Genomic DNA, 14,261 nt, shown 5'->3' on the forward strand with positions numbered 1-14,261 from the left:
GCAAGGAGCGAGTGTATAGTTTTATAGTTACATAAAGTTAATTGGCAACTTGAAATCCATCGAGTAACCAAAGATAATGAAAGGCAATTAAAGTTAACAACAGTGGTCTAAAATGAACGCATCAGCATATAAATCGTTTAACGTAGAATTCACCGACAATGACAGAGAGCATCTCGCACTGAACTTTCGCTTAGCCGAAACTATTGCCGACTTTATTGGTCCGCATTGTGAGGTAGTGATTCACTCATTCGAGAGCTTTGAAAAATCAGTGGTGAAGATCGTGAACGGTCATCACACAGGTCGAGAAGTAGGGTCACCTATCACCGATCTAGGGCTGAAAATGCTGAGTGTGTTTGAGAGCACTGGTGAGGTCACGCCAAAGAGTTACTTCACCACCAGCAAAGATGGGTCACTGCTTAAATCTACGACCTGTGTGCTAGCTGGAGAAAATGGCAAACCGATTGGACTATTCTGTATCAACATGAATTTGTCTCACCCGTTTCCTGAGATCATAAAAACTTTAATGCCGGACATTGCTCATGCCCCTGTGGGTGTGCATGAGAACTTTGGAGCTTCAACAACAGAAGTGATTGAGCAAGCACTTGAGCACGCTATTTTTGAAGTCGATAACGATGAGTCAGTCAACTTGAAAGGTCGAAACAAAGCCATTACCAAGCTATTGCTTGAGAATGGTATTTTCGAATTGAAAGAGGCGACAGCATTCGTATCTGAACGTCTTGGTATAACTCGCCACGCTATCTATAAATATATCCGCGAGTTTAGAGCTTAAAAATCCTATAAAGAGAAATGAAATGAAAACAAAAATCCATACAGATCTAGCACCTGCAGCAATCGGCCCATACTCTCAAGGCATGGCATTCAAAGACCTTATTTTCACTTCTGGTCAGCTGCCTCTTGATGCAAAAACAATGGCGTTTGTTGAAGGTGGCATTAAAGAGCAAGCTCGTATGTCACTAGAAAATTTGAAAGCTGTACTAGAGCAAAGCGGTGGTTCACTGGACACTGTTATTAAGACCACATGTTTCCTATCTGATATGGAAAACTTCGTCGCATTTAACGAGGTATACACAGAAGTATTCGGGACTGAGAATGCACCAGCACGCTCTTGTGTTGAAGCGGCTCGTCTACCAAAAGACGCATTAGTTGAAGTGGAAGCGATCGCTTACATCAAGTAATCGCGTAGCATTTTTCGCAATACTACCTGTCGCTATGAACGACTAAACAAGGTCATTGACCATCGCTTAATGACCTTTAATTCATCTGTCTGTATCTAAGTGTGTCCTATGTTAAAACTATCAAAAAATTCATTCTATACTGGTCAAGTCTGCGAACTATTCACCGCTTCTCAAGCCCAACAAGCGCGTGAGTTTCACCGCCAGATCGAAGGTTACCAACCTACACCACTTGTCTCTCTTCCTAACTTGGCAAAACAATTGGGCGTCAAAGCCATCTTGGTGAAAGACGAATCAAAACGCTTTGGTTTAAATGCCTTTAAAGTGCTGGGTGGCTCTTACGCACTTGGTCGTCAATTAGCTAAACACCTAGGTATTGATATCTCTGAGATCAACCTTAAAACGGTGGCTTCAAAATTAGATAAACCATTGGTATTTACCACAGCGACTGCGGGTAACCACGGTACGGGCGTAGCGTGGGCAGCTCGTGAAATGGGACAAAAAGCCGTAGTTTATATGCCAAAAGGCTCATCTCAAGCGAGTGTAAACCGTATCCAAGGCCTAGGTGCCGAGTGTATCGTGACAGAAGTTAACTATGACGACACGGTACGTATGGCGAACCAAACTGCGCAAGACAATGGTTGGATGCTTGTTCAAGACACCGCTTGGGACGGCTATGAAGAAATCCCAACATGGATTTCACAAGGCTACATGACAATGGCAGATGAAGCCGTTGAACAAGTTCAGGCATCAGAGTTTGGGTCACCCACTCACGTCTTTTTACAAGCAGGTGTTGGCGCAATGGCTGGCGGTGTATTGGGCTACTTAGTTGATAAGCTAGGTGCGGGCACTTTCGAAACCATTATTGCTGAGCCAGCTGCAGCAGACTGTATCTTCCGCTCAGGTGTGAAAGGCGAAATGGTCAATGTATCGGGTGAATTGAATTCGATTATGGCAGGCCTTGCTTGCGGTGAGCCAAATCCCGTGACTTGGCCAGTACTCCGCGATTGCAGCAACCATTTTGTATCGGTTGAAGACAGTGTTTCAGCGAATGGTATGAGAGTTTTAGGAAACCCATTACACGGCGATAGCCAAATTGTCAGTGGTGAGTCAGGTGCAATTACGTTAGGTCTGTTGTACCAACTTTGTCGTGAAGGTGCAGACCAAGCAGTACGTGATCAGCTAGGTTTAAACCGAGATGCAACCATCATGGTCTTTAGTACAGAAGGCGACACGAACCAAGCACGCTACCGCGATATAGTTTGGAACGGTTTGCATCAATCGAACTAATTGATATCTAAAAGACACCAAAATAACAAAGCCACAGCAAAGCGCTGTGGCTTTCTCTTTTTGCTGATAACTACCATGTGAGTTAGTTGAGTAACCAATAGCTCACTGGGTTATCTGGACACTGATAAGGACCACACTCAACAAAGGTAGCGATGGCATTGAGTGCAACCACGACGATGGCTAATAAGCACGCCACACGCCCCAAATTACTCATCTTATACGCTTCCTGCGATGGCTCTTTATTAGTCAATATTAGAATGACAGCAACCGCTAATATGGTCGCAGCAAATAACACGAAAGCCCAAGTGTAATAGTGCATCCCAAAGATAGGACTACCATAGCCAGGCGTGCCTGGAATCACATGCAGCGATACCTGCCGTAGTGAGGTGGCGACACCATACAAGGCCCCGATCAAAACAATGCCATAGTGACGAGGTTGGGGCCCATAAACCACATTCAACATGAAGCCAAACGCAACCATCACGAAACCGATACGTTGCAACAAACACAGCGGGCAAGGCAACTCATGAAGCACAAACTGAAGGATAAAGCCTATCAACAGCACTGCGGTCATGCCGAGTAGGCCAAGCGTATTTAGGAGCGTTAACTGATTTCGATTCATGTTAGCTCCTTACAATAAGATGGGTAATGAATCAGTCGCATGGTGATTGAACCAATACAACCCAAGGATCACAGAGCCCGCAAAAAAGCCATAAGCCGCGGTCTTCTTCTCGAAAAAAGCGCATAACATCGCCACGAGTAATAGTAGAAACAGTAAAGACATCATAAGAGGTATTCCCTCGCTATTTATCAAGTCCAGTCATATTGAACGTCAAAATGAATATCCACACCTACGCCCTCAATCATTCAATTTCGGAAAACCTATGGATTACGGATTTAAAATCATCAACTTAATACTTGTTAGCAAGCTCTAACCTGTCAAGTTACTGTTACTAACAGAGTGCTTTCCCTACCCAAAGATGCAAGTAACACGCCGATATAAGCAAAGTGAGCACCGCTCAGCATTAGACATAACCGGAAACAGAACATAGATATTACGATTGGCTACACTTACGAGACAGGGACAACACTTAAAGAGTGAATGGCTAGGAAACATAATGAAAACAACACGATTAGTCTCAGCCATTTTTCTTACCGGCCTTACCTTTCCCAATATCATTTGGGCCAACTACACGATCGTTCTACCCAGTCAACATCAGCAAGGGATCGACTTGCAAGGCAATGAAATATCAGCCCACGATGTGGTTGATTGGGAGCTCAACAATAGTAATTTGATGTTTGGAGCGAATGCGGAACCGAGCCTCAACACCAAAGCCCAGGCCGTAGGCTACATGTACAACCAAAAGTTAGAGTTAAATTCAGGCCCATTCGAAAACGAGATTAGAGACATCGCTGAACGATACGACATCGATTACGAAGACTTTTTTCTACACTTTTCAGAAGACACCATCCTTGCAGAGCCTGACCCGACTCATGGTGAGAACACTCTATTAAACCGCAAGCCTATGCTCGTTGGTTATACCGCAGACGCAATGCACGCAGGTTTTGCCCTTTATCAACCCACACCTTGGGATACCGATGTCTTTGAACATTTCCAACAAGGGGGTGCGCTCTACATTTATCACTCTGAAAAGTTTGACCATTTAGAATTTGAATTTTCACGCTTTGCACAAGGAGGAAAATTTCGGATTGAATATCCATCTTCGATGAATGCTGAGAATCATGTGACCGATTGGTCTCGAATCGAAATAACGGAAGATGGCACCAAGAACATGACTCAGAACCAAGCGGTTAGCTGGCAAGTGCCCTCTGATTGGTTACGAGCAAGCACTCATGATGGTAGTGGCCAAAGTTATGGTGGCGGCCAATTTTTTGGCTCATCTTTTGTCCGTGATGGTGGGCGTTTATACGTTGTTAGAGTGCGCTGGCAAGGCCACGCAAATGATATTCGACCTCGTTTAAACCGTGTTCAACTTGGAGATAGCTTTCCGAAAGTCGATCGAAAAGACTTGTCATCAGCATCAGCATCAGCATCAGCATCAGCAGCAGTAAATAACCGCTCTTCTGATAAAATAACGCATTGGAGAAAAATTCGTGGTTTCGACCAGTCGGCCGATCTCAACGACGACAACTACTTATCTCCTGCTGAATACCAAAACCGAAGCAACAAATCTGCCACAGCTCGATTTCGTTGGCAGTCCCGTGTTATTCCTTTTGGTCGAATGTGGGACCAAAATTCGTCATGGTCGCTAACCAATCTGGCTAATCCCGGGCTATTGATGGCAATGGGCAGTTATTATGGTCAACACTGGACAAAACTAGGACTCCGTGGCGCCTACAACGATGACACCAATAAGCTCTTAGGTAGCAATCAATTTGATATTTACTCTGGGGGGAACATCACTGAGCTTGATGCTATCGCAGGCTCAACTGAAGCGGATGAACGCTATAAACAACAGTTCACCGCCTTTCTCAAACGATTGACTGCCGTTAATGACAAACCATTAATCGGGCTCAACATTGGAACGGCTAACCTCTATGGTCGAAATGGGCAAGCGCACCTTATCGATGCAGGAAACCTGTATTTCAGGGAGCACTATATATTTCCGTCAACGGGCTTTAGCGGCTATGGCGGGCTATCGAAGTTTTGGGATAACTCAGCACTCGGCTATTCAGGGGCGAAGGTTATTCAACAAGCCACTACGCGCTATGGACGAGTGCAGTTCTTTGGAAACAACCAAGAGAATTGGCAACAAGACCAGTACTCAACTCTCGCTGTCTATTACCTCAACTACCACCCTGAACACAGCTATTTCAATCAATGGAACAACAGTTACGTGTATGGGAGCAACAACACCACAACAGATAACTTCTGGAAACCGGGCGTACCCAAAAACATGGCTTATAAGCCCACAGCATTGCTCGATATCACTCTTGGAAAACCTTCAGGTGTGATTCCTTCGGGGTTTGAACCTATCTCATTGATGCTCTCAACTCGTACTCCACAATCTGAGGATTACACGATTGTTGGCAACACTCCGCAATCCCAGGTCACTCATCAAGACTTACCTAATGGCAAGGTTTCACTGCTACCGACTCACACCTATTTCCTTTATCAATCAGATAAACAGGTTGTAGAAGGCGGTCCAGAAGACATGGTGATAGCCAGAGAGTTTGAGCATGGACGAGTTCTCTATCGCACCGATTTTTATGGGAAAAATGCTGACTTTTATGCTGCAGGAAAAATCTCGATTCGATTAGACCCACCAATGAAGCCCGTGAGTGCTAACGGAATAGTAGGAGAATATGTCGATGAAATACAGATCGCTGGCTACCAAGGTTTGATACTACTTTATTGAAGCATCTCGAACTTGAATTGATCACCATAAAGCCAAAAAACCTAGCGAGTGATCGCTAGGTTTTACACATAAAAACGAGTTAGTCTCTGCTTACTTCAGAGGATCATTATCAGGCAAAGCGTTGTGTATCCATAACGCTAGGCGCTTCTTAATATTTGCACCATCCAACTTACTGTCTGGTAACGGAGTGATTTGATTAACTTCAACAAGAAATAGATAAACAGCCTTAACCTTGATTGGTTGAGATGAGTTCGGCAAATCGAAACCTTGCAACTTTGCCATTTTAAAACCGACTTCTAGAGCCTTCTTAACCAGCTTATCTTCATTCATGATCTTCGCGGTTTTCGACATATCATCTCCATCATCTTCGTAGATTGAACCTTGAGTATACCAAACTGAATCTAAGACAAGATTACCGCGCTCTCAATTCGAACACTCTCTTTGATAAATGACATTAAACGAATTCCAGCCCCTAAATAGATACCTGCCTAATTGACATGTACAGGGCGGAAATCAATACGCAAACGGTGTCTTAACAAAATACTCAATAAGTGAGATCTTAAGCCCAGAAATCAAAACGGAGCGAATTTTAGCTTAATATCCAACAAAATACCGAATACTATGTTTTCTTATAAAAATAATAAGCACTCTCTTTTTTATAGATAAACCACTGTTATTTAACTAATTTTATATAATAATGACTTAGTTCATATTTACAGTCACCTATAACGAAAACTTATTTACAAAACACTCATTAAGAAAATAGAATAAATCCACTAATTTTATACTGGTGTTAAAAATGCGTTACCTATGGGCTTCATTCTGCCATAAAAACCCGATTCCCGGACGAATCGTTCATATCCTTGTTATCTTGGTAGCGTTAGCTTCTATCGTGGTTCCATTAATGACAAAAGATGCCACAACAATACTAATTTCACTTTGTGTTGCTTTGGTGTGTTTTGTGCTGTTTGTATTCTTTGCCCTTGCCGACAAAATGCGTTCGGGTATGCACTGATCTCGGGTTCTGATTACTTTAAGCCCATAAAACTATAGAAAATTTCAAGAAAAACGCCCAAAGTTATCCACTTTGGGCGTTTTTGCTTCAAGCGCAAATTGCATCAGAAATATATTCAATAGAGCTCTGCAAACTCTTCAATCCGATTCTTTCCTCTCAACAATAAAAAGTTTAGAAAGCGCGCTGTGGAAGTCGAGATTACTTTCTCTTCAGGCACATCATGCTTTTCAAGGAGCGCTATGGCGAGATCTACACGCCCTATCTCTTCACAGAAGTGAGCATCTGAGCCTGTTGAAAAATACACGCCCACTTCCTTACCGGTTTCGACGATTTTAGAGCAGCGTACATCACTTCCCTTGCGGCTTTTTCCAGTCAAAGAGGTATTGTTAACCTCAATCGCCACATTGTGCTGTTTAGCACACTCAAGCACGGCTCGAATATCAAACGGGTAATTTGGGTTACCAAGGTGCCCAAGTACATCAACCTTTCCCCCCTCAATTACATTAATGAGGGCTCGAGTATGTATCTCTTCAGTGGACGGAGGGAATACGGGTTCGTGGAAGCTGGCAATGGTCCAGTCAAGGTGCTGATAGGTTGAAGGGGCGAGATCTAAGTCTCCTTCAATGTTGGTGATGTTTGCTTCCACTCCACGAAGGATTCCAACATCGTGAAGAAAACGGGGCAAAATTCTTTGGTTATTGAAAAACCAGTAGTGGGGGGCTCCCGGCATTTCAGGAGCATGATCCGTAGTGCAAAGAAGTTTTAGCCCCTTATCCTGTGCTGCTTTCGCATTCTCTATAATAGTGCTGTAAGCATGGCCGCTGGCAAGAGTATGAGTATGGCTATCGACGACGATCTGCATAGCGACCTCCTAAAATCAATTGATGTCAAAAGAACCATCTTGGTTCATGTACAGTGTCAGGCCCGCTTTTACAGAATGATTTAAAACCATGTCTACATTCTTAGAATCTGAACTTTGATAAAAAGCGAGGGCCTCTTCAGGCGTTGAGCCACCACGAATCTTACGGTTCACTAAACGCTCTTCTAAAAACTTAGGATCGGTATCGATGAAGATGGTGAAATCAGCCAACTCATTCAACCCACTCCATACTGGTTCATCGAGCAGAAGCCAATTCCCCTCAATCACCACAATCTCTTTTTCAACAGTGATAGCATCATCAACCGGATCATGTAGGTTACGGTCATAGTATGGCCATTTCGGATCTTGGACTTTGAGCTTTTTTAGCTTGTCTATCAGGGATGTGAGGTTAAAGGTCTCGTGGGCACCTTTAATACTACGCAGCTTTACCTTCTCTTCACCACGCATGGTGTAATTCGAATCAAGAATCTCATTTGGGTAGTGGAAACCATCAAAAGGCAGCACCTGTAATGGCACAACATTAGGAATGGTTTGGGATAGATGCTCCCAAAATGCCGCTAAGGTCGATTTCCCGCTGCCGGGAGGCGCAGCCAGGAATATCACCGTTCGTTCGTTTTTTTCTTGGTAGAGGCGAGAAAACTTTTCAACCAATGGCTTATGAATTTGTTCGATATTGTTATCTGGGAATACAGCTTCAGTCTCAAAGCCACTGACATTTAGGGAAACTTTCATATGAAAAGCCTTAATCTAAGATTTCGTTCTCCACGGTTTCTAACAAACCTTCGCAAGCGAGTTTCAACACGGTTTTGACCAGTGACTCATAGCGAGCTTGAGAAAAGGAGTCGAATGATGAAAATTTTAACTGGTTAATCGAATCAAGATAGATGCTGCCGTCGCTCTTCGAGAGCGTCGCTTGATTAGTGATGAAGTCGTAAATGACATCATCACTAAACGAAATTGGCTCTTGTTGCTGCGCGACAAAACCGTGCATTTGGTCAAACAAGTTAATATCTGCGTAACTCTCTAGTGAGATCTTACCCATCGCAAACATCAGCTTTGATACCACATCAATCTCGACCAAAGGACCATCCTCTTTGAGTAGAGGGGTCACGGCATACTCAATCACCAAAGGATCTTGAACAAATACCCTTGGTAACAAATGCTTTAACTTAACGCTAATCAGCTTATGAGATGTTTGGATAAAACAAGTGGCGGTTTCACACTCTTCTAAGGCATCTAATAATTCGTCTTGCACCGTAATAACATGTTCCTTATTGGTCGTGGCAGCAGTGTAGCTGCCACGAAATCATCGATTACGCCGTTAGGCTAACGCCGTAGAACTCAAGCAGTGCTTTCTCTGCCAGTTCGTTCCAAACGTAGTTGTTGTCTTTCAAAATTCGGTCTAGTTCGCCGAAGAACGGGTCTTGTTCTGCTAGCTTGTGGAATTCATCAATTGCCGTCAGTGGCAGGTCAATATGCGGGTAGATTAGCTTTTTACCACCAGGAATATCCAGTTGATTTAGGATAGTGTGAGGTGCCGCCTGTAAGCCACCAACGTGAGTTAGCATAAATGATGGGTTGATCTTACCCGCTTCCGAAAGTTCAATGGATTCAACCATATCCCCTGTTGAACCGCCAGAGGTTCCTACAATATGCGTAGATTCATAATGCACATTGTAAAAGTTGAACGGTACTTTAAATTGCTTGTCCGTTGGACCCGCAAAGAAGTTCAGACAGCCATCGTTACCTAATAGCTCATCAGCTTGCTCAAGCACCTGTGCAACCGCCGCATATACCATGACATCGTCATAGCCATTACCGTCATTGAGTTCTTTTAAGTACGTAACAGGATCATCAATTTTCGCTGTGTTTACGTAATGGAGTTCAATACCATTCTCGGTCGCTTTTGATACCGGGATAAGGCTTTCTGCGCGTGCGAGACGAGCTTCATCGATATCAGTCACCACAATACGGCTTGGCTTCACAGGGCCATTAATCGCGTAATCAATCGCACCAATACCCATAGGGCCTGCACACGCTAGAAGTGCTAGCGCGCCACCTTCTTTAATACCCATTTGGTGTTCATACACGTAAGGCGTGGTGTGATAGCTAGCGTGGAACGCACCGATGATGCAAGACATTGGCTCGGCAAGTGATGCGTTTGCGTAGTAAGAGCTCTTGTATGGCAGCACACAGTCTAAATCAATCGCAACTTTAGGGATGATTGAGTAGGTTGCATTACCACCAAATGTCTCGTAGCTGTAGCCTGCTGAGTAGCCTGTTGGCAAGCCCATTGCTGGCTGCAGTACAAATGGTTCACCTGGTTTGAAACGGTCTTGTAAGTTAGCGCCCACTTCTACAATCACACCTGCGTATTCATGGCCTGTCATTACAGGTACTTCAGCAATATTTTCAGGCACACGTTTGTGGTTACTGCCGAGGAGCGCCGCTTTGTAAGTCGATAGACAGATGCTGTTTGAAACGTTTTTAACCAGCAGTTCATCATCTGAAATCTTTGGTAGATCGAAGGTTCTTAGTTGAACGTCTTTCTCACCACAAATTACCGCTGCAGTTGTTTGAACCATGATTTTATCTCCGAAAAGTGGGGCCAATACCTGACCCCAGAATATTAATTAAGCTTGCTGACCGATGGTGTCCATTAGGTTGTCTAATGCTGGGTCATGTAGGAAGTTCTTGATAGTCACCACAGGAAGACCTGTTGCTTTGATTGCGCGACTCTCAAGGCTCTCGTGGGTCACCACCACGTCCGCGTTGCTTGGCACTTTTTCGATTGCGAAGTTCTTCACTTCAACATTAAAGCCGGCTTTTTCGAGTTTGCGCTTGAAGGTTGATGCCCCCATCGCGCTTGAACCCATGCCTGCATCACATGCAAAGGCGACGAATTTGATGTCTTTAGCTTCTGCTTTTACCGCTGCTGTTGGAGCTTTAGCCACTACGCCTTCTGCTTTCATGTCTTTCATGTCAGTCACAGATTGCTCGAACTCATCTTCAGATTCTGTCTTCTTGCTAACTTTCAGGATTGCACTTGCCACTAGGAAAGACACAATCGTTGCTGTTATTACACCGGCGATGGTTGCGAAGAAGCTGCCTTTTGGTGTTAATGCTAGGTAAGAGAAGATTGAGCCTGGGCTTGGGCCTGCAACTAGACCACCATCAAGTAGGTTGAACGTTGCAATACCTGTCGCTGCACCTGCAATCATCGCGAGAATCATGATTGGCTTCATTAGCACGTATGGGAAGTACAGCTCATGAATACCACCGAAGAAGTGGATGATGATGGCACTTGGTGCTGATTTCTTACTTAGACCTTGACCAAATTTAGCGTAAGCCAAAAGCATACCTAAACCAGGGCCAGGGTTAGACGCCACCATAAAGAAGATAGATTTGCCCGTTTCCGCCGCAGCTTGTAGACCTAGTGGGTAGTAGATCCCTTGGTCGATAGCGTTGTTAAGGAACAAGACTTTTGCTGGCTCGTTAATAATCGCAAGTAACGGTAGGAAGCCAGTCGCAACCAACGCTTCGATGCCTGATTTAACGAACAGGTTCGCTGCAGTCACAGCAGGGCCAACAATCGCGTAGGCAAATAGACACATCAGCATGCCGAAGATACCTAGCGAGAAGTTGTTTACTACCATCTCAAAGCCGGACGGAATCTTGTCTTGTAGGCGCTTATCGATTTGGACAATCACCCAGCCACTCAATGGACCCATGATCATTGCACCAACAAACATTGGGATTTCCGCACCAGCGATAACACCCATAGTACCGATGGCACCCGCTACAGCACCACGCTTGTCACCGACAATTTGGCCACCGGTATAACCAATAAGTAACGGTAATAAATAGGTAATCATCGGACCAACAAGCTCACCGAAATACTCGTTCGGCATCCAACCTGTTGGGATAAATAATGCAGTAATAAAGCCCCAAGCAATGAAGGCTCCGATATTTGGCAATACCATGGCAGTCAGATGACCACCAAAAGCTTGCACTTTGGCTCTTATATTTGTAGACACGTTATATTCCTTATTTTCAAAGGTTATTATTAGTAACTTTTAATAATTTCAAGCACTTCAGCTTTTGAAGAAGAAGCAGCCAGCTTGGCAATGTTTTCTTCATCAACCAGCATTTCGCTAAGCGCTTGAATAACCTCAATGTGTGTATCTGAATCCTTTGCAGCTAATGTTAATAAGACATTGGCAGGCCCCATATCAGACCCAAAATCCACCGGGTTAGAAAAGACATGAATACCAAGACCTGTCTTTAGTACACCTGCTTCTGGGCGGGCATGAGGCATAGCAATACCTGGACAAAGAACGTAATAAGGTCCATTATCATGCGTTGACTGAATGATCGCATCTGCGTAGTTATCGGTAACGTACCCCTTGTCTTGCAGGTAACGAGTCGTTTCCTTAACAGCATCTTCCCACTTATATTCAGAGTGGTTAATAACATCAATTAAGTCGTGGTCAATAAGGTCATAAAGCATAATATATCCCAGTTATTCTTTGTTCGTTGTTGTTGGGATTATTATCAATGGAAGTTGAGGAATAGAGAAATGGCAACAAAATGAGACTTCCATCACTTAAACTTTACTGTCAAATGATTAGTTATTCTCTACCTCTCATATTTATCATGAAATTTAATTACAAATTTATTATTAACAACAAGTCAATACTGTAAACTTGATAGAGCAATCAGATTAAGAATTAAAGTTAAATATCACGAACGTGATAAAGATCTATTTACGCATATTGACCACGCATTAATTGTGATAATGATTACATTTAATTTGGTCGTTTTAATGGTTTGACGCGCTTAAATCAGTGACCAAGATCCCGTATGAAATACAAGCACAACCCACTTGTAAGTAAGTGACATCTCGTTCACGCACCAATTCAAGTCTGCCTCAAATGGATAGTTTGGTTATCATTGGTTCAAATACGGAAAAGCCCAAAGTTATTAGCTTTGGGCTTTTCTTCTAGCGACTGTGGTTGATTACAACCGAGTGATACGACAACCGAGTCTTACAGCGTCATATGCAGAATTGGAAATGGTTTCCCCATGTCATCAAGTGGTGAGCGTGATTCAATTTTGAACCCCATGTGCTGATAGAAACCTACCGCTTGCGGGTTTTGCTCATTGACGTCAACTTTGGTGGCTGCTAACTGCTTAATCGCATGTTGCAACAACACCGTACCTACTCCTTGTCCTCGAACTTCATTCAAAACAAATAGCATCTCGACTTTTGCATCATGAACACCCACGAAGCCAACAATCGAACCACTTTCATTTTTAACGCATTTCAAAGAAACCGCAGGGAACGCATGTTCCATGATGATGGGTTTAAAAAACTCAATATCTTCTTCTGTAATAAAGTCATGAGTTGCTCGGACTGAATTTTCCCAAACCTTAAGCATTTCTGCATAATCTTCAGGAAGCACATTTTCTATAGTCATAATTTTCTCTAGATTGAACTGAATATAAACATGTGCAGCCGCGAAACCGTAGTCTAGCAGTGGTTAGAAAAGCAAAACAACCGTCTTTTCTCGGTTAATCAAAGATTTCGCTAACCCTATTAATCAGGCATTACCACTATACCCATAGTTTCAAGCAGTTGCTCTTGTTGCCAAGCGACAATTTTGATGCCCGATGTATCCACCTTTCGAGGATCTAACCCCTCTAATTCAGCGTGACACAAGTTTGCTCCCTGCATACTGAACTGTCCCCATACATCTTCAGAGAATACACCGCGGCTCATATCCGACTCCTTTAATGACGCTCCTGCAAGGTAAGTCCCTATCCAACGGTTCTCAAACAGCTCACATTTTTCTAAACAAGCCTGCTCAAAGTTAGCATAGGACAAGTTACAGCCTGTAATATACGCCGAGCAAAAGTACATACGGTTGCTCACTTGGTTGGCAAAGTTTGTTCGTGTAAAGTTCGCGCCTTTCAGATCACATTCGCGCAGTTCGATCCCATAGCAGTTTGCATTGCTAAAATTTGCCATGGCGAGCTGGCAGTTCTGAAAACTTGCATCACGCAGGTCTGCAATACCAAAGTGACACCCTTCGAGATCACCTTGCTCAATGAACTTACAATTGATAAAGGTTGTGTCACGTAGGTTACAACGCCTAAAGTCACAGCGAATGAAGGTACATGCTGTGAAAGTCATATCGGACAAATCTTGTTGAGCGAAATTGTGGTGATGATAAGTACTGTTATTAGTGTCCATTTAGCCCCCTAAAGAAAGTAAGCTAAGACTACCACTGAGATCTTCAGAAAACACCAAATTAAAAACCAACAAAAACAGCAACTTAAAACACCTCAAATTAGCCATTCTAAGGCACCAAAATAGCATTTTAAGAGGGTTATTTTCGTTTTATAGTACGCGCTTATCTTAAAAATAGTTTTATCGCTTTTAGGTACCAATAAGAGACAAAGTCACTTTGGCGAAATAAGTCATTATTGACAGCCTCCTA

The 14,261-nt window shown here is 43.5% G+C and carries 16 protein-coding genes; 5 read left to right on the plus strand and 11 right to left on the minus strand.

The window, feature by feature from the left end; all coding sequences use genetic code 11:
- The first annotated feature begins 112 nt into the window (after positions 1-112).
- From F0251_RS02465 to dpaL, 3 genes are all read left to right on the plus strand, one after another.
- Positions 113-790: a transcriptional regulator gene (locus F0251_RS02465; RefSeq protein WP_017068123.1), complete on the plus strand. Its 678-nt coding sequence runs from the start codon at positions 113-115 to the stop codon at positions 788-790.
- Between the two features lie 22 nt (positions 791-812).
- Complete coding sequence (locus F0251_RS02470) at positions 813-1,196, plus strand: RidA family protein (protein ID WP_004732389.1); 384 nt, start codon at positions 813-815, stop codon at positions 1,194-1,196.
- A gap of 108 nt (positions 1,197-1,304) precedes the next feature.
- Positions 1,305-2,483: a diaminopropionate ammonia-lyase gene (gene dpaL / locus F0251_RS02475; RefSeq protein WP_017072480.1), complete on the plus strand. Its 1,179-nt coding sequence runs from the start codon at positions 1,305-1,307 to the stop codon at positions 2,481-2,483.
- An 82-nt stretch (positions 2,484-2,565) separates the two neighbouring features.
- On the opposite strand, the gene F0251_RS02480 is transcribed toward dpaL, so the two are convergent.
- Positions 2,566-3,105: a disulfide bond formation protein B gene (locus F0251_RS02480; RefSeq protein ID WP_061032015.1), complete on the minus strand. Its 540-nt coding sequence runs from the start codon at positions 3,103-3,105 to the stop codon at positions 2,566-2,568.
- 9 nt (positions 3,106-3,114) lie between these two features.
- Positions 3,115-3,270, minus strand: coding sequence for a DUF5993 family protein (locus F0251_RS02485; protein WP_162884309.1), 156 nt, complete (start codon positions 3,268-3,270; stop codon positions 3,115-3,117).
- A gap of 331 nt (positions 3,271-3,601) precedes the next feature.
- Between F0251_RS02485 and F0251_RS02490 the strand changes: the two genes are divergently transcribed.
- Positions 3,602-5,863, plus strand: coding sequence for a hypothetical protein (locus F0251_RS02490; protein WP_171730242.1), 2,262 nt, complete (start codon positions 3,602-3,604; stop codon positions 5,861-5,863).
- A gap of 90 nt (positions 5,864-5,953) precedes the next feature.
- On the opposite strand, the gene F0251_RS02495 is transcribed toward F0251_RS02490, so the two are convergent.
- Entirely contained in the window at positions 5,954-6,214 is a 261-nt protein-coding gene (locus F0251_RS02495) for a DUF5062 family protein (RefSeq protein ID WP_017072477.1), read from the minus strand.
- Between the two features lie 448 nt (positions 6,215-6,662).
- Between F0251_RS02495 and F0251_RS02500 the strand changes: the two genes are divergently transcribed.
- Positions 6,663-6,878, plus strand: coding sequence for a hypothetical protein (locus F0251_RS02500; protein ID WP_061032013.1), 216 nt, complete (start codon positions 6,663-6,665; stop codon positions 6,876-6,878).
- A 115-nt stretch (positions 6,879-6,993) separates the two neighbouring features.
- On the opposite strand, the gene F0251_RS02505 is transcribed toward F0251_RS02500, so the two are convergent.
- The 8 genes from F0251_RS02505 to F0251_RS02540 form a co-directional block, all read right to left on the minus strand.
- Positions 6,994-7,740: a phosphatase gene (locus F0251_RS02505; protein ID WP_171730243.1), complete on the minus strand. Its 747-nt coding sequence runs from the start codon at positions 7,738-7,740 to the stop codon at positions 6,994-6,996.
- Positions 7,741-7,755: 15 nt separating this feature from the next.
- A complete protein-coding gene (locus tag F0251_RS02510; RefSeq protein WP_171730244.1) occupies positions 7,756-8,490 on the minus strand; it encodes a nucleoside/nucleotide kinase family protein in 735 nt (244 codons plus the stop codon).
- A 10-nt stretch (positions 8,491-8,500) separates the two neighbouring features.
- Positions 8,501-9,019 carry an MltR family transcriptional regulator gene (locus F0251_RS02515; RefSeq protein ID WP_171730374.1) on the minus strand — a complete coding sequence of 173 codons (519 nt, stop codon included), beginning with the start codon at positions 9,017-9,019 and terminating at the stop codon, positions 8,501-8,503.
- 52 nt (positions 9,020-9,071) lie between these two features.
- Positions 9,072-10,343 carry a zinc-binding dehydrogenase gene (locus F0251_RS02520; RefSeq protein WP_061032010.1) on the minus strand — a complete coding sequence of 424 codons (1,272 nt, stop codon included), beginning with the start codon at positions 10,341-10,343 and terminating at the stop codon, positions 9,072-9,074.
- A 48-nt stretch (positions 10,344-10,391) separates the two neighbouring features.
- On the minus strand, positions 10,392-11,795 hold the full coding sequence (locus tag F0251_RS02525; RefSeq protein ID WP_061032009.1) for a PTS mannitol transporter subunit IICB: 1,404 nt from the start codon (positions 11,793-11,795) through the stop codon (positions 10,392-10,394).
- A gap of 29 nt (positions 11,796-11,824) precedes the next feature.
- Entirely contained in the window at positions 11,825-12,268 is a 444-nt protein-coding gene (locus F0251_RS02530; protein WP_017065190.1) for a PTS sugar transporter subunit IIA, read from the minus strand.
- A 538-nt stretch (positions 12,269-12,806) separates the two neighbouring features.
- On the minus strand, positions 12,807-13,238 hold the full coding sequence (locus tag F0251_RS02535) for a GNAT family N-acetyltransferase (RefSeq protein ID WP_105058551.1): 432 nt from the start codon (positions 13,236-13,238) through the stop codon (positions 12,807-12,809).
- A 119-nt stretch (positions 13,239-13,357) separates the two neighbouring features.
- Complete coding sequence (locus F0251_RS02540) at positions 13,358-14,014, minus strand: Qnr family pentapeptide repeat protein (RefSeq protein WP_171730245.1); 657 nt, start codon at positions 14,012-14,014, stop codon at positions 13,358-13,360.
- Positions 14,015-14,261: the final 247 nt, after the last annotated feature.

Origin of the sequence: Vibrio sp. 070316B, from assembly GCF_013114115.1 — a bacterium.
Lineage (GTDB): Bacteria > Pseudomonadota > Gammaproteobacteria > Enterobacterales > Vibrionaceae > Vibrio > Vibrio chagasii_B.